Source organism: Aeromonas rivuli, assembly GCF_000820045.1.
Lineage (GTDB): Bacteria > Pseudomonadota > Gammaproteobacteria > Enterobacterales > Aeromonadaceae > Aeromonas > Aeromonas rivuli.
In genome coordinates this window covers 37,457-54,301 of record NZ_CDBJ01000001.1, presented here as the reverse complement: position 1 = coordinate 54,301, position 16,845 = coordinate 37,457, and the positions used below count along the sequence as shown (strand labels likewise).

Sequence of the window (16,845 nt, the reverse complement as noted above, 5' to 3'; positions counted from 1 at the left end):
TTACGTCCTTTCTAAAAAATAATCTTTGGTGTGCTGATGCACACTCGGGTCTTGCAGCAACTCATTGACGCTATACCAGCGATATTGGTCATGCTGGCTTACTGGCAATGCTTCTTGCCGTCCTTGCCACGTAACTTCATACCCCAACACCACGTAATGGGTTGAAAATTCTTCGCCCGAGAAGTTATCGTCATAAAAGTGTTCATAGGGACCAAGGAACCGGGCACTGCCACGGCTAGCCGCGACCCCTAACTCTTCCTCGGTTAAACGCCAGAAAGCGTCATTTAAGCGTTCGTCTTTACGCACCCGACCACCAGGAACAAACCAGAAGCCTTGCGCCGGGCGGTTCAAGCGGCGCCCAAGCAGTACCTGTCCAAGCTCGTTGCGTACAATCAAATCAATCGAGATAAGTGGCGTCACCGCCACTATCTGTTTAAATTGCGCCTTATCTAACCAGTGATTAGGGCTATTTGCGAAACTCATCTTGGTGCTCCAGGAACCATTGATAAGTCAGGGTCAAGCCTGCTTCCAACGAATGCGTATAATGCCAACCCAGGTTAGCCAAGCGGCTTACATCCATCAGTTTGCGCGGGGTACCATCAGGCTTAGTGACATCGAATACCACCTCGCCAGCAAATCCCACCACCTTGGCCATGGTCTCTGCCAACTCCCGGATCGTACAATCGACCCCAGTCCCCACATTGATATGGGAGAGCATCGGCTGGGTATTGGCCTGATATACCTCGTTCGCCAGTTCCATCACATGAATGCTGGCGGCCGCCATATCATCTACATGCAAGAACTCACGCATCGGCGTACCACTTCCCCACACCACCACTTCACTATCACCACCCAGCTTGGCTTCATGGAAGCGGCGCAACAGAGCCGGGATCACATGGGAGTTTTCAGGATGGAAATTGTCATTCTCGCCATACAGATTTGTGGGCATTACGCTGCGATAATCGCGACCATATTGGCGGTTATACGATTCACACAACTTGATACCCGCGATCTTGGCGATGGCATAAGGCTCGTTTGTGGCTTCCAGAGTCCCCGTCAGCAGCGCAGCCTCTGTCATTGGCTGCTCGGCCAGCTTGGGATATATACAGGAAGAACCCAAAAATAATAACTTCTGCACACCCGCCTGATGTGCGGCATTAATGATGTTGCACTCCATGACCAAGTTTTCATAAATAAACTCGGCGGGATACGTATTATTGGCATGGATCCCGCCCACCTTGGCCGCAGCCAAATAGACCTCGTCGATCGCTTCCTCTGCAAAGAAACGTTCAACTGCCTCCTGGCGAGTCAGATCCAGCTCGCGGCGGGAGCGCACAACAAGCTCCACATCGCCACGAAGGAGCAACTGACGGCAGATGGCCGACCCGACCATCCCCCGATGACCCGCCACAAACACCCGTTTGTTAGTGGTGTCCTTTACGGTCATAGCTCAATTCTCCAGTGAAATTGTTACATCAAAACCATTGGCCTTGAGCAACGCATGCTGCTTCGCTTGTTGCAGATCATTGGCCACCATTTCGGCACACATCTCTTCGACGGTGATCTCGGGTACCCAGCCCAATTTGGCTTTGGCCTTGGCAGGGTCTCCCAGCAAGGTTTCTACTTCTGCCGGGCGGAAATAACGCGGATCAACCCGTACTATCACATCTCCCACGTTTACTGCGGAAGCATTGGTGCCAGTGACCGCCGACACGGTAGCAATCTCATCAACGCCCTCACCGCTGAACTCAAGCTCAATCCCGGCCTCTTTGGCTGACATCCGTACAAACTCGCGAACGGAGATCTGTTTGCCAGTGGCGATAACGAAATCTTCTGCCGACGCCTGTTGCAGCATCATCCACTGCATCCGCACATAATCCTTGGCATGGCCCCAATCACGCAGAGAGTCCATATTGCCCAAGTAGAGGCAGTGCTCGATACCTTGGGCAATATTGGCGATGGCACGGGTGATCTTGCGGGTCACAAAGGTTTCACCACGACGTGGTGACTCGTGGTTAAACAGAATGCCGTTGCAGGCATACATGCCATAAGACTCACGATAGTTAACCGTGATCCAGTAGGCGTACATCTTGGCCACCGCATAGGGGGAACGGGGGTAGAACGGGGTTGTTTCCCGTTGTGGGATCTCTTGTACCAGGCCATACAACTCAGAGGTGGAAGCTTGATAAAAACGGGTCTTCTTCTCCAGCCCGTTGATACGGATCGCTTCCAGCAGGCGCAGCGTGCCAAGCGCATCTACATCAGCAGTATATTCCGGTGATTCAAAAGAGACGGCGACATGAGACATGGCCGCCAGATTATAAATTTCATCCGGCTGGATCTCTTTAACCAAACGGATCAGATTTGAACTATCTGAGAGGTCACCATAATGGAGCTTGATACTTTTTTGCGTATTGCAAAGCAGATCAATACGCGATGTATTATAAGAAGAGGCGCGGCGAATCAAGCCATGGACTTCATAGCCTTTCTCTGCCAACAATTCAGCCAAATAAGAACCATCTTGGCCAGTGATACCCGTAATCAAAGCGACTTTCATTATTTAACACCTCTATCAAAAAAACCGTTCAAACGCTGTTTTAAAATTTTAAATGCATTTGGCTTTAACAGTAAACAACGGAATGCTGCATTACCAAAAAACAATCCCAAATCGATATATATTCGCCAGGATGGATATTTCCTTACCAGCAAACTAAAGATTTTTCCCTGACCAGATGCATAAGTTAGATGTTTATCAAAATCAGCCGTTCTGGGAGGATGACAAACAAACGCGCTGCTTGCCTCTAGCACAGAAAATGTCTTTATTTTTGAGAAATACTCAAACAAAAAACTGACATCTTCCCCGCTTTTAAAAAAAGTTTCTTGGCCTGGTCCGAATCGCTCATCAAATTTAACATCTTGCAGTTTCGCTACACTAAATAAATATGACCAAACATAAGCATCGTAAAATGGATTAATTTTTCGCACTGCAGCAGGAGATGAACACTGATTGAGAGGGAGATTTCTCTCTCTAGTCGTAGCGGAAAAACTCACCTTGACCTTAGTAACAAGCTCATTATTACAATGATGAGCAATAAATTTAGCCGCGGATGATGTCCAAAATATTGAAGCATCATGAAACAATATAAATTCTGAGTTTATGTGCTTTGCCTTGTCAATACAAATGTTCCTGGCTCTTGAAACACCCATAAATGTTGTATTGAATATTTCTACGTTTGGTGCTGCACTAGTATCAAATTTAGGAAAATCTTCATCATTGCTCACACCTTGCAAAACAACATAGAAAAGAACTTTATTTTCCCAATGCTTCGCGATATTAGAAAAAGAGTCATATAGTGAACGGTGATAAGTTATCCAATCTTGCTTGGTGACACAAACACCAACAAGAAGGCGAACTGTATCGTCTAGCGCCTCCATTTCATCTTACCTTGTTAAATTTAATTTTTATAACGTGATATGGCCAAGCAATAAAACCACGACTGCTGAGAAGTATTTTTTTAAAAATATTCAGGTCGGAGCGCCATACTGCCTGCAATCGCTCCTGCCACATGCGTGCTTTATTGGATGCTTGTGAACTGACGCCTGTGGTATCAAAATTAGCAATACAGAGATCCAGCGCCTTGGGTTTAAGACGCGGCCATACTGAAAGCAGATGTGCATAATCGGCGCAAAAACGATAACGAATATCATATCCATGTTCTAAAAGAGAACGATGATAAATCATACTTTGGTGATTTAACATATGAGAGATCAAAAATGGCAATGTACAACTTTGACTCTGCAGTATCCCATCCGCACGATAGGCACCATAGAGCATATTAACATCCTTTGATACTCTTCCAAGTTCATCCAATATGTTGGATAGTGCTTTATGACTATCGAATACATCCCCTGAATTCAAAAAATATATCCAATCTCCGGTGGAAAGAACGATACCTTTATTCATTGCATCATATATCCCCTTATCGGGTTCAGACACAAACACGTCGTTCTCAATTATATTTTGTCGAATCACAGATAACGAGTCATCCGTTGATGCGCCATCAACAATTACAAGCTCCAGATTATCTGTTTTTAATATCTTAGATGAACGTAAACTTTTAATCGTTTTTAACAGGCCGACAGAATCATTATAATTTACAGTAATAATGCTTAGTTTAGGCATACAAAATACCGCATGAATTTAAGATTTTATTTATAGCGTTTTTTTTCATATCCCCAAACCCCAACTAAGAAACATACTGCTATAACCAGAGAATACCCATATGAATATGCATATGGACGTTGCAAAAGCAATGCGACTACAGCTAAATTGATTAAATTTAATCTTCCATCTCTTCGATAAATTGCCGTAATTAAAAGCCCACCGATAACGAAATAATAATAAAATGAATTTAAAATTCCATAATGGACCAATGGAAATAGAAAATTCTCACCATATGGTGGATATAAGCTGGAGCACAAACGATCACCAGATATACATTTTTCATCTAGACCGAATAAGAGAGTTCGGGGATAAGCATCTATCAGATTGAGAGCATTAGTTACTCGCTCAGACCTATTATCTCCAGAAATAGAACCATCTTGATTAACTTCGACTCTAGACATAATAAAGGTATCAAAAGCCTCAGTCTTATATAAGTATGGCAATGTCAAAAAGCCAACTAAAATTGCAGCCAACAATACATACAATTTATTTTTTAATAAAATTCTGTTTGAAGAAAAGAAAAATAAAAATATGAATATAAAATGTGCCAAGCTAAATGTTACAGCCCCGAGGGCCAATAATATATATGTGATTTTTTGGTTTTTACTTAAAGAATCGCGCAAATAAGCCGTGACACATATAAAAAAGGATAGTGCACCAGGCTCATCAAAAAAACCAGAAGGTCTGATTAAGTTTCCAACTTTATAATTTGTCATGGTTGTCAAATATAGAAAACCGTGACGCCCATCAGGGTTAATAACTTCCAGTATGCTTTTTCCACCATTAAGAGCATATATAAAACCTCCCCATGATAATAAGGAAATAACCAACAATGAAAAGGTTAATAATTCCACCGTATCAGATAGGTGACGTTCACATATCACTTTGGCGACAATGAGTGAGAGAGTGCAATATATACTGATAGTAACTAACTTAGCATTTTGCCATACTAATCCAAGCAATATTGATGAAAAAACAATGAATAAAACCAAAATCATGACTTTTTTGTCAAAATGGAAATCATGATTTAGCATTAAAATGCAGGAAAGAGCCAATATAAAAAACACATTTCCAGGTATAGAAACAAAAGAAATAAATAGTGGAGATAGCGATACCAACACAGCCAACAAAAATAAAAAAGGGGTCATTTTCAATTTAAGTAAGCCAAAGCTACTTATTAATTTCATAATAAGCCTCAGAATAAAGCTTAACAACCTTACATAATGACCTACGATTCAGACTTCTTTGATATATAATATCTTTATTATATGTTTTCCGAAAAATACTATCAAGTGTACAACTCAGCTCATTGAATGAAATCTCATTAATTAATTCACCTTCATGTTCACCAAAAATGAGATCTCTCATTCCCCCAATATCAAATGCAACACAAGGCGTACCACAGGCCAACGATTCGACCAAGGTATTAGGCAGATTGTCCTGCAGCGAGGGGGCGACAAAGAGGTCTGCGGCGTTATAGAGCAGACAGAGACTGATATCGTCATGCAGGCGCCCCATATAGTGGGTCTTGATCCCAGTGACTTGTTCGGCATCACCGCGGCTGGCACCAAAGACCACCAGTTCGATCTGCTTCGCCTTGCCCTCGGCACTCAGCTGCTGCAACGCAGGGATCAGCAGGTGATAACCCTTGCGGGGATCCGAGGTGCTCGACATGGCGCCAAACAACAGCAACTGCTTGTCTTGCGGCAACCCCAGCGCTTCACGGGCCAGCTCGCGGGGCAGCGGGCGGTAAACGGTGTGATCGATACAGTTGCTGATCACCGACACCGGCAAGCCGGCAAACAGGGTGCTTTGCCGAACGCAATCAGCCAGCCAGTGGCTGGGGGTGACAATCTGAAATGACTTGCCAGCCCATGCCCTTTGCTTGCGCAGAAATGTCCAGCGATCGAGATCCATCCCGCCATGTTGCTCATGGCGACTCTCACGGCTATATCCTGTGCGATAACGCTCCGACAGCTTGTCATCGTCGTAGTGCTCGGCCCCGCTAAAGGCCCACATATCGTGCAGCGTCCAGACCACTGGCTGACGAATACGGCCGATTTCCCCTACCGACAGCATCTCTCCCCCCAACCAGTGCAGGTTGACCACATCGGGGGCCAATCTGTCTACTTCACGCAGCAGGCCTGAGGGAAACAGGTTGAGAGAGTGATATACCGAATTGGAGGTTTTCTGGCAACGCAGAAGCAAGCGGCTCAATGCAGAGGCTAGCTTGATCCTCAATTGCTTTAAACCAGAGACCGTATGCACGAAGGGATCGTCCGAGCACTTATTGATCACCAGCATGTGGCTATCGAGGCCTTGGCTGCGCTGGGCCTGGTGCAAACGAAAGGCGGCGCGTGCGGCGCCACCATCCAGGTCGCTATAGCAAACATGCAGGATTCTCATGCTTCTGCCTCCTGCAATTTAGCCAACAACGCCGGGACAAAACCGAGCTGTTCCATGCCGATAGGAGGGGTAGAAGGAGCATCGAGTGCACTTTCTAGCGCAGTCACCAATTCATCGACTTTGAGATCTGTCATGCTCAGCAGAGGCGCGCCAAAGCGCTCAGCCAGAGAACGGACCTTGCCCTTGCCCAGGGTGTAGTCCATACCAACCGAGTTCACCCCCAGCCCCAAGCCAAACACCAACGAGTGGAATCGCATGGCAAGCAACGCATCGGCGGCCCTGAAAGCCTCGCAATAGTGCTGTGGCGCCATCTCTGGCCCCAGCAATGAATAATCCAGAGCAGCCTCAAGTTTTGGCTGCTGACGGAACAGGCGACGATAGAACCAGCGATCATCCGACCCGAAGTGATTGGTGCACATAGGTAGTGGCCGGATCACCAGATTCGGCCGTTTGGCAGCCAGCTGGATCAGGGCATCCACTACGACTCGCTCATAGTTGTCACGAATGGCCAATGCCTGAACAAGCGGGATGTGACGAGCATATTCCTGATAGGGGAAGTCACGTAGTCCCAGCAACAGGACTTGGCGGTCGGGGTCTGACGTCTTGCTTGGCAGCTGTTCGGCAATGCTGGCCAACCAAGTAAAGGCCGGATCTTCTGCCACCGGATCTTGCGCTGCATCAACACCGATTTGCTGTGCATAGTCGCGTGAACGGGCATCCCGGTAGACCCTGATATCAGCCAATCGCAAAATGGTAGCAATGCTGTCATTGTGCCAAGCATCCCCAAGTGGCCCGACACCGCAGCCAGCCACTATAGTACGAGCTCGCCCCTGCTTGGCGCGCTCAAAGATAGCTTGCATGGGTGCCAATGAATCGATTGCCATCAAGGGACCGCCACCGAACACCACATAATCCATGTGACGGGCAAGGCCGATCCCTTCTTCCGGAGTCACAATACGGGTATTACGAAATTCCGGCATCTGGCGGCGAGTCATCTCGCTGATATAGGGATTGAGGGCTACGACGACAAAGCGGGTATCTTCCCCAAGCTGACGCCTCAGCGCATGCATCACCCCTCCGATGATCCCCTTGTCTCCCAGGGTTTCGGTACCATACCAGCCACAGATAAGCACTTGTTTGCCTTCTGTGGACATCAGCGGGCGATCGCTCTGGGTTTGATAGTATTGGAGCTGCTTGCTGTAGCCATGACGTTGACGATAACGATTGAGCGTTGCAAATCCTGGCACCCGGCGCAACTTGTCTTTAAGGCCAAAACGCTCATCTATGCGCGCCACCATTATCCGGCGATAGACTGCTGGACTGGGCAAGCCCACATAGTCATGGTGACAGTTGGCACACTCGTTGGCGAGGATCTCGTGCAAATGAGCCTGGTTGCCAAAATAGGCTTGCATGGGGTCCCCATCGGCAATGTTGCTCATCAGGGCTTTACTTTTGACCGCACAATAGGCGAGTTCCCCTTTGGCGGTAATCGTGGCCCCACGATGCTGCCAGTCACATCCCGCCGCCCGCGGTTTGTCATACAGGATCTGATCGATCAGTGAGCGATAGAAGAAGCATTGCAGCGGGCTTGGTTCGTAATACTTGATCAGACCCTCAAGAAACTCGACAAACTCGTATTTCTCTTCAACAGTCAATGCATACGGATCCAGTAAATTTTCCGTATAGAGCCGCTGATGGGGAACCCCTTGACGATACTTTATATACAGGCCACGACTGACGCAAAACTCGAACAAGTCGGCTAGATGGAAGACATTCTCCCGAATAACAGTGCAACCAATTCGAACGTTGTCCACCCCATCAAAGTCGCTGAGATATGCCAATACTTTCTTGGCATTCTCAAAATTTCCGCTGCGGCCGCGCACACGGTCATGGACATCACCAAAGCCATCCAGCGATACCATTACATCGAAATGCTTACCACGGGATTTAACAAGGCGCCCCATTTTTTCAATCTGCTCGATCACTTGCAGATATTTGTAGGCATTAGTGATAAGAGATACTTGCTTAAGATTAGGTAACTGATCGAGCACTACCTCAACCAGCTCAATCAAGTCATCACGCAAGGTAGGCTCGCCACCATTAAAGCCTATCCCTTCAACACGGCTGAACAGCTCACTGCTCAAACCTTTTCGCAAATTATCAACAGTAATGTCATGACTTTTTTTATTCTCCCAGATACGGCACATCTGACAACGAGAATTGCAAATATCAATGATCGGAAACTGAATAACCAGGGGTTTTTCCAATGTGGTGCTGTGTCGAAAAAGCGAGTGGCGTACGTGATGATAAATAGACTTAAGCTTCATAATTAAATTATTTCCGGTCACGGATAAAGTGATAAAGATGAGTCGGTATAAGTGCGCTGCTCTTGAGCCAGAACATAGGTCTAAGCTGAGGATGCAGCAGATCAAACAAGTAGAATGCAGCACCAAGTCCCGCAACTGTTGCAATGGCTGAGCCTGTAACCCCATAAAGCGGGATCAACGTCCAGTTTGTTACTGCGCTCACTGCTAGGCCGAACAAGTTACGCTGTAAATTGAGCTTCAGCTTTCGTTCTGCTACTAACCAAGAGCCAGAGGTAATACCCATACATAAGAAAACTCCTCCCCAAGTGTGTAGTACAATGACATTAGCGCTCTCGGCATAAGCCGGGCCAAATAGAAATGTGACAATCCAGTCTGCTGTAAAACTGAAAAACAATGCCACGACCACAGATATCATTACCAGAAATGACATCAGCGCCCGAATTCCCTCAAAATAACGCTCATATGAAGAACTGCGTAACGACACCAGCTTTGGAAATGTTGTTGCAATGATAACAGACGGTAAAAAATACCATGCTTCAGTGATCCGAGTTGCAGCAGAATAGATCCCAACACTAACATCACCAGACAACCATTGAAGGAATATCTGATCAAGGCGCATGAACAGTATCGCACCGAAACCCGCTATAATTTCGGGCCAGGACTCCATAACCAACTCAGCCCCTCGTTGAACCCTAATCTGTTTTGGCTGTAATTCAAGATGCCGCCTGCGAACAAAAAACAAATAGAAGAGAACTGCAACAAGTAGGTATTCTATCATCACCAACCAGACAAAGGCCTCTAGCCCTCCCCCCAGAAAGATGACTCCAATCTTGAGCAAAGATGTAATCAAAAAAGTGCTCAGACGACAGAGGCTAATTATTTTGAAATCGGATATTCCTTGAGCGTAAAAATCAAAAACATCAAATGCGATAAAAAATAGCGAGGCAAAAATAATTACAACAAACAATATGTTATCAGGCCAAAACAGCGAGCTGACAACCGCTATCGTAATCCACAAAATTAAGGAGACGGCTAGCCTCAGATAAAATGTGGTTACAACTGTGTTTTGACAAAACAACTTGTCCTCAATATGATTGACAACGTCTCGTACGATGATGCGATTCAGGCCAAGCGAACTGAGTACCGAGGAAATTGTCAGCAAAGAAATAAAAAAATTTAACTGTCCGAACCCATCCGGCCCCAAACTTCGAGCCATTAAACTACTGACTAAAACACCGATAACGAGGCGACTAATTTTTTCTAGCATCATCCAAAGAGAATTACTTAGTACTTTATTTTTCAACATAATGCCACGTTAATATTCAACATTGTTTGCCATCCACGATAATAAAGACAAAACAGTTTTCACCATACAAATAAAACGCCTAAATAATCATAGCTAATATTACTAATTTAGTGAAAATTAAAAGTTAGTTAGAGTAATTATGACTAATAAAATACTACTGTGCAGGGGAGCTATATTTTCTACTAATCAAAGGAAACTAAATTATAAAAATGATTATTAATTTATGTTTCCAATAAATATAATAAGCTATGCTGCATATTATGAACTGACAGGCTTTACTGACTGTTTATCAAAAAAATTACTGTTTTTCTAATGCCTGACTCAAAATTATCTTGAGGCTGCCAGTTCAAATCTAATTTTATTTTTCTTGCATTGATAGCATAGCGACGATCGTGACCTAAGCGGTCTGCCACAAGTGTGATCTGATCACGATAAGAGCCTGTTTTGGGTACCAGCTTATCAAGCAGATCACAGATGGTCTGCATCACCTCTAGATTCCGCTTCTCATTGTGGCCGCCGATGTTGTAGGTCTCGCCGACCTTCCCCTCAGTCAGTACCAGATAAAGGGCACGGACATGATCATCCACATAGAGCCAGTCACGGATCTGGTCTCCCTTGCCATAAAGGGGGATTGGCTTGCCGGCCAAGGCATTGTTGATAGTTTGCGGGATCAGTTTCTCCGCATGTTGCCAGGGTCCGTAATTGTTAGAGCAATTGGTCACCAGGATTGGCAGCCCGTAGGTTCGGTGCCAGGCACGCACCAGATGGTCACTCGATGCCTTGGCGGCAGAGTAAGGGCTGCTCGGTGCATAGGCTGTGGTTTCGGTAAAGAGCGGCAATGTTTCTGCCTCACTTCGACTCCCTTTCGCAAGGGAAGAAGAAACAGAAAACTCATCCGGATGAGGCAGGTCACCATACACCTCATCGGTCGAGACATGCTGCAGGCGAAACCTTGCCTGACGCTCCGCAGGTAAACCATCCCAATAGGTTCTTGCCGCCTCCAACAGGGTATAGGTACCGATGATGTTGGTTTGAATAAAGCTGGCCGGCTCGGTGATGGAACGATCCACATGGCTTTCGGCGGCGAGATGCATGACAACATCAGGCTGGTGTACTGAAAAAATACGTGCCATGGCAGCGCCATCACAAATGTTGGCGTGTTCAAATTGATAGCGGGGTGAGTCGGCACACTCTTCCAGGGCGGCAGTATTGGCGGCATAGGTCAACGCATCGACATTGACCACCTCATCTTGGGTCTGTCGAATAATATGACGGATCAGCGCCGAACCGATGAAACCGGATCCACCCGTTACGAGTATCTTCATTTATCTGGATCTGCTCATGCTACCGACTAGCTGAGTAGGGAAATAATGAAAGATATTCATTCGCAATAAATATGTCTGAAATATAACCGCTTGCCTCGAAACGCTACCAAAAACGCAGGCTACCGCCCCTGGGTGACAGCCCCCAGTTTGCTGCTTTTGACCAGATTGTGTGTGCGCACGGATCATGATGTTGACCTCAGGTGACACGTTGAACTGCAAGGCGGAGCATCGGGGCTCTGAGACGAGCTGACACACTATTGATTAGCCATGGGCAAAGAATGTCAAAGGTGCCCACAGATGGCGCTTAAAATCAGCTTCGGATTCTAGCATCCTCCCTCTCCCAAGAGTACAGAAAAGGAAATTATCAGGGTCCGTTTGGTTGGTTTACAGGCAATTAACCAGGTGTCATTGGAATCTTTCCTTTGGACTAGCAACGTCATTGCCAACATCTGGCCCATGGCTCATCAACTGGCGGTATTGCCTCAATGAAAAAGGCCGCCATCATCTGATGGCGGCCTTTAAATGTCAAAGAAATCAATAGATTACATCTGATCAATCATGTCCTGAGCGAACTCGGAGCAAGAGCGCAGCGTGGCCCCTTCCATCAGTCGCTCGAAGTCATAGGTGACCGTCTTGTTGGCGATGGCTTGTTCCATCCCCTTCACGACCAGATCTGCCGCTTCGACCCAGCCGAGGTGGCGCAACATCATCTCGGCGGAGAGGATGAGGGAGCCCGGGTTGACCTTGTCCTGGCCTGCATACTTGGGCGCGGTGCCGTGAGTTGCTTCAAACAGGGCCACACCGTCGCCGATGTTGGCGCCAGGAGCGATGCCGATGCCGCCGACCTGAGCGGCCAGAGCGTCGGAGATGTAGTCGCCGTTGAGGTTCATACAAGCGATGACATCATACTCGGCCGGGCGCAGCAGGATCTGTTGCAGGAAGGCATCGGCGATGACGTCTTTGACGGTGATGACCTTGCCGGTCTTCGGGTTTTTGAAGGAGCACCAGGGGCCGCCGTCGATCAACTGGGCATCGTACTCTTTCTGGGCCAGGGCATAGCCCCAATCCTTGAAGGCACCTTCGGTGAACTTCATGATGTTGCCCTTGTGGACCAGGGTCACGGAGTCACGATCGTTGTCGATTGCGTACTCGATGGCGGCACGCACCAGGCGCTCGGTACCGGCTTTGGACATGGGCTTGATGCCGATGCCGCAAGACTCGGGGAAGCGAATTTTCTTCACGCCCATCTCGTTTTGCAGGAAGGCGATGACCTTTTTGGCCTCATCGCTATCCGCTTTCCACTCGATGCCAGCGTAGATGTCTTCGGCGTTTTCGCGGAAGATCACCATGTCGGTCAAGTCAGGACGCTTGACCGGGCTAGGAGTGCCCTGGTAGTAACGGACCGGGCGCAGGCAGACGTAGAGATCCAGCTCCTGACGCAGGGCCACGTTGAGAGAGCGAATGCCGCCACCGACCGGGGTGGTCAGCGGGCCCTTGATGGCCACATGGTATTCACGAATGAAATCCAGGGTTTCGGCAGGCAGCCAGGCACCTTCGCCATAGATGTGAGTCGACTTCTCACCGGTGTAGATTTCCATCCAGGCGATTTTGCGCTCGCCTTTGTAAGCCTTCTCGACCGCGGCATTGACCACGTTCAGCATGGCAGGGGTCACGTCCACACCGATACCATCCCCTTCGATAAAAGGAATGATGGGATTGTTCGGTACGGTCAGCTTGCCATCGGCTGCTACTGTGATTTTCTGGCCCTGGGTCGGGACTACTACTTTGCTTTCCATCGGCATCTCCTAACTTCCTTTTGTTATCAATCTGATCGTTTCCGCGGCCATCTTAGCCCATCCTTTTACATAATCAAATGGTGAGCACACTGCGCGGACCATAGTCGCGCACTGGATCACAATGCGACTGCGCCGACCCAAAGAAGAAGATGAGTCCGGGCTTTTTCACTCCCCTTCCTCAGCAGTACGCACTCGGGGCGCCATGGTTGCATCGCCCTCCCCCTGGGGTCAAAAATCAGCCCGTTCAGAGAAAGGCAGGCCCTCGCGGGGGGCGGGATTAGACCACGCAAACGCCCCTCCCGGGGAGAAAAAGAGAGGACTGACCATGTAGAACCTCATTGCTTTTTGAACATTAAATAGTAATAGTTCTCACTTTCTTTTTAAGCCGTGTCCCCCCGAGGTTGTACAAGATGTTTCGTCACCCCCTGGCAAGAGTGTTGCTGTTAGGCCAGCTCGTCCTGATGAGCTGGATGGCACAGGCCGCCGCCCCCGTTGAAGTGGAAGATGTGATGGGCCGCAAGGTCTCCCTGAGCCTGCCCGCGAGCCGCATCGTGCTCGGTTTCTATCCCGAGGATTACCTGGCTGTGGCCGGTGAAGGGGGCGCCGATCGCCTGGTGGGCATGTCCCGTGGCTGGTTCGTCAAGTCCCGCCCCGCCATCTGGTCCCTCTATGTGGCCAGCCTGCCACAACTGGCCAAGGTGCCCGACCTTGGCAACGTGCAGGATCAGAGCTTCTCCATCGAGAAGACCCTGGCGGTCAAACCCGATCTGGTGATCCTGGCCCAGTGGCAATACGAGGCCCTGGCCCCGGATCTGCCGCGCCTCGAGCAGGCAGGCATCCCGGTGGTGGTGGTGGACTACAACGCCCAGACCCTGGCCCGCCACATGGCAAGCACCCTGCTGCTTGGCAAGGTGACCGGCCAGGAGGCCCGTGCCCAGAAGATGGCCGACGAATACAAGGCCAGGATTGACACCATCACTTCCCGGGTTGCCCAGGCGAAGCGCCAGCCGCCCCGGGTCTATATCGAGCTGGGGGACAAGGGCCCGGCCGAGTACAGCTACACCTATGGCAAGGACATGTGGGGCGCCATGGCCCTGCTGGCCGGCGGTGACAACGTCGCGGCCCCCTTCGTCGAACGCTGGGGCCCCATACACCCTGAGCAGCTGCTGGCGAGCAAACCCGAGGTGATCCTGATGGCGGGCTACGAGAGCGTGAGCAGCGCAGAGGCGATGCAGGTCGGTCAGGACGTCTCGGCCGAGACGGTGCGCCAGCGTCTGCAGGGCTTTGCCGCCCGTCCGGGCTGGAGCGAGTTGCCCGCCGTGCAGCAGGGTCGCCTCTACGCCGTCTATCACGGCGCCACCCGCAGCATCATGGATGCCGCCCTCATCGAGTTCATGGCCAAGGCGCTCTACCCCGACTTGTTCCAGGATCTCGATCCCCTGGCCACCTATCAGGGCTTCTACCGCAGCTATCTGCCCATTCGTCCCCAGGGCACCTTTATGCTGGGTATCAAGTAATGGCTGGTTGAACCTGACGGGCCGGACTGTCCCGACCCGAGTCGGGAAAGTCCCTCTTCGTCATCCCTCTTCAACCCTTGCGGGCGCCCCTTGAGAGCGCCCGTTTCAGGATGGTTATCATGAATGATTTGGCTGCCCTGCAGCAGACCCTCACCCGCCAGCGGCAACGGGAGCGCCGCCGCTGGCACTGGCTGACGCTGCTCACCCTGGTGCTGTGCATTACCCTGGTGCTCGACATCGCCACCGGCCCCTCCCTGCTGCCCCTTGGGGAAGTGATCGATGCCCTGCTCTCCCCCGCCCAGGCGGACTCCATGACCCGCACCATCGTCTTTGACATGCGCCTGCCCATCGCCCTGATGGCGCTGGTGGTCGGCGCCTCCCTCGGGCTTGGCGGCGTGCAGATGCAGACCCTGCTGGACAACCCCCTGGCCAGCCCCTACACCCTGGGGCTCGCGGCCGCGGCCGGGCTTGGCGCGGCACTGGCGCTCTATACCGGCGGTCTTGGTCTGCCGCCCCTGATTGCCATTCCGGCCGGTGCCTTCATCCTGTGCATGTTTGCCGCCAGCCTCTTGTTTGGTCTGGCCATGATGCGCAACATCAGCAGCCAGACCCTGATCCTGGCGGGCATAGCCCTGCTGTTCCTGTTCCAGTCCCTGCTCTCCCTGCTGCAGTTCCTCTCCTCCCCCGAGCTCAACCAGCAGATCATGTTCTGGCTGTTTGGCAGCCTGATGCGCACCAGCTGGGATGCCTTGCTGATCACGGCCGCCGTCACCCTGATCTGCAGCGTGCTCATCTATCGGGATGCCTGGGCCCTCACCAGCCTGCGGCTCGGCGAGGCTCGCGCCCGCAGCCTCGGAGTCAATGTGGACAGACTGCGCCTCAAGACCCTGATCCTGGTGGCCCTGCTCACCGCCACCGCCACCAGCTTCGTCGGCATCATCGGCTTCGTCGGCCTGGTGGCCCCCCACATAGCCCGCATGCTGGTGGGGGAAGATCAGCGCTTCCTGATCCCGCTGTCGGCCCTGTGCGGCGCCTGCATGCTGTCGGCCGCTTCGGTGCTCTCCAAGTCCATCATTCCGGGGGCCCTCTTCCCCATCGGCATCGTCACTGCGCTCATTGGCGTGCCCTTCTTCATCTGGCTGATCCTCGGCAGGGGGCGTAAACGTGCTTGAAATATCCCGACTCTCCCTCGCCATAGGCCAGCAGACCCTGCTGCGGGATCTGAGCCTCACCCTGCACCCGGGTCAGGTTCATGTGATCATCGGCCCGAACGGGACCGGCAAGACCTCATTGCTGCGCGCCCTCTTTGGGGAACTGACCCCGGCCGCTGGCGACATCCGTCTGGGGGGCCAGAGCGCCCGCCAGATGACCCAGGCCAAGTGGCGTCAGCAATTTGGCTACATGCCCCAGAATATCCAGCTGGAGCTGGACTTGAGCGTCATCGAAGTGGTGGTGCTGGGGCGCCTCGACAGCCTCTCCATGCGCCTCGCGGACGAGGATATCCTGGCCGCCGCCCGCGCCTTGCAGGCCCTCGGCATCGCTCATCTGGCGGATCGCCCCCTCTACTCCTTAAGCGGCGGCCAGCGGCAGATGGTGCTGTTCGCCCAGGTGCTGCTGCGCGACCCCCGCATCATGATGCTGGACGAGCCGGTCAGCGCCCTCGACCTTCACCACCAGATGCAACTGATGGAGCACCTCTGCCAGCAGACCCGGGAGCAGCAGTGGATCACCCTGGTGGTGCTGCACGATCTCAACCTGGCGGCCCAGTTTGCCGATCAGCTGATCGTGCTGGCAGGGGGCGATCTGCAGGCCTTCGGCCCCCCCTCCCAGGTGCTCGACGCCGACCTCATCGAGCGCCTCTATCAGGTGCCGGTGCAGATAAGCCACGATCAGAGCGGCATCCCCTTCCTTCGTACCCTGCGAAGACAATCATGACGAGACTT

General features: G+C 50.7%; 13 protein-coding genes and 1 pseudogene. 3 read left to right on the top strand and 11 right to left on the bottom strand.

What is annotated here, in order from left to right:
* From BN1130_RS00225 to icd, 11 genes and pseudogenes are all read right to left on the bottom strand, one after another.
* A complete protein-coding gene (locus tag BN1130_RS00225; protein WP_042039531.1) occupies positions 1–483 on the bottom strand; it encodes a GDP-mannose mannosyl hydrolase in 483 nt (160 codons plus the stop codon).
* Complete coding sequence (fcl, locus tag BN1130_RS00220) at positions 467–1,447, bottom strand: GDP-L-fucose synthase (RefSeq protein WP_042039529.1); 981 nt, start codon at positions 1,445–1,447, stop codon at positions 467–469. The genes BN1130_RS00225 and fcl overlap by 17 nt, the downstream gene beginning before the upstream one ends.
* 3 nt (positions 1,448–1,450) lie before the next feature.
* Positions 1,451–2,557, bottom strand: a complete 1,107-nt coding sequence (gene gmd / locus BN1130_RS00215; RefSeq protein WP_042039528.1) for a GDP-mannose 4,6-dehydratase — start codon at positions 2,555–2,557, stop codon at positions 1,451–1,453.
* Positions 2,557–3,435 carry a hypothetical protein gene (locus BN1130_RS21995; protein ID WP_157013825.1) on the bottom strand — a complete coding sequence of 293 codons (879 nt, stop codon included), beginning with the start codon at positions 3,433–3,435 and terminating at the stop codon, positions 2,557–2,559. Before BN1130_RS21995 ends, gmd begins: the two co-directional genes overlap by 1 nt.
* A gap of 1 nt (position 3,436) precedes the next feature.
* On the bottom strand, positions 3,437–4,183 hold the full coding sequence (locus BN1130_RS21425) for a glycosyltransferase family 2 protein (RefSeq protein ID WP_084218079.1): 747 nt from the start codon (positions 4,181–4,183) through the stop codon (positions 3,437–3,439).
* Between the two features lie 26 nt (positions 4,184–4,209).
* Positions 4,210–5,412, bottom strand: coding sequence for a hypothetical protein (locus BN1130_RS21990; RefSeq protein WP_157013824.1), 1,203 nt, complete (start codon positions 5,410–5,412; stop codon positions 4,210–4,212).
* Complete coding sequence (locus BN1130_RS00210) at positions 5,396–6,631, bottom strand: glycosyltransferase (protein ID WP_052448152.1); 1,236 nt, start codon at positions 6,629–6,631, stop codon at positions 5,396–5,398. Before BN1130_RS00210 ends, BN1130_RS21990 begins: the two co-directional genes overlap by 17 nt.
* Positions 6,628–8,958, bottom strand: a complete 2,331-nt coding sequence (locus BN1130_RS00205) for a polysaccharide pyruvyl transferase family protein (RefSeq protein ID WP_198135203.1) — start codon at positions 8,956–8,958, stop codon at positions 6,628–6,630. Before BN1130_RS00205 ends, BN1130_RS00210 begins: the two co-directional genes overlap by 4 nt.
* Before the next feature lie 7 nt (positions 8,959–8,965).
* Positions 8,966–10,264 (bottom strand): flippase, encoded by a 1,299-nt coding sequence (locus BN1130_RS00195; RefSeq protein ID WP_042039525.1) that lies wholly within the window; start codon positions 10,262–10,264, stop codon positions 8,966–8,968.
* 278 nt (positions 10,265–10,542) lie between these two features.
* Positions 10,543–11,589, bottom strand: a pseudogene (rfbB, locus tag BN1130_RS00190) (dTDP-glucose 4,6-dehydratase); the annotation flags it as partial.
* Positions 11,590–12,131: 542 nt separating this feature from the next.
* Entirely contained in the window at positions 12,132–13,385 is a 1,254-nt protein-coding gene (icd, locus tag BN1130_RS00185; RefSeq protein ID WP_042039561.1) for an NADP-dependent isocitrate dehydrogenase, read from the bottom strand.
* Between the two features lie 410 nt (positions 13,386–13,795).
* Between icd and BN1130_RS00180 the strand changes: the two genes are divergently transcribed.
* From BN1130_RS00180 to BN1130_RS00170, 3 genes are all read left to right on the top strand, one after another.
* A complete protein-coding gene (locus BN1130_RS00180) occupies positions 13,796–14,902 on the top strand; it encodes an ABC transporter substrate-binding protein (protein WP_042039523.1) in 1,107 nt (368 codons plus the stop codon).
* A gap of 119 nt (positions 14,903–15,021) precedes the next feature.
* On the top strand, positions 15,022–16,074 hold the full coding sequence (locus tag BN1130_RS00175) for a FecCD family ABC transporter permease (protein WP_042039521.1): 1,053 nt from the start codon (positions 15,022–15,024) through the stop codon (positions 16,072–16,074).
* A complete protein-coding gene (locus BN1130_RS00170) occupies positions 16,067–16,837 on the top strand; it encodes an ABC transporter ATP-binding protein (RefSeq protein ID WP_042039520.1) in 771 nt (256 codons plus the stop codon). The genes BN1130_RS00175 and BN1130_RS00170 overlap by 8 nt, the downstream gene beginning before the upstream one ends.
* The last annotated feature ends 8 nt before the right edge of the window (positions 16,838–16,845 follow it).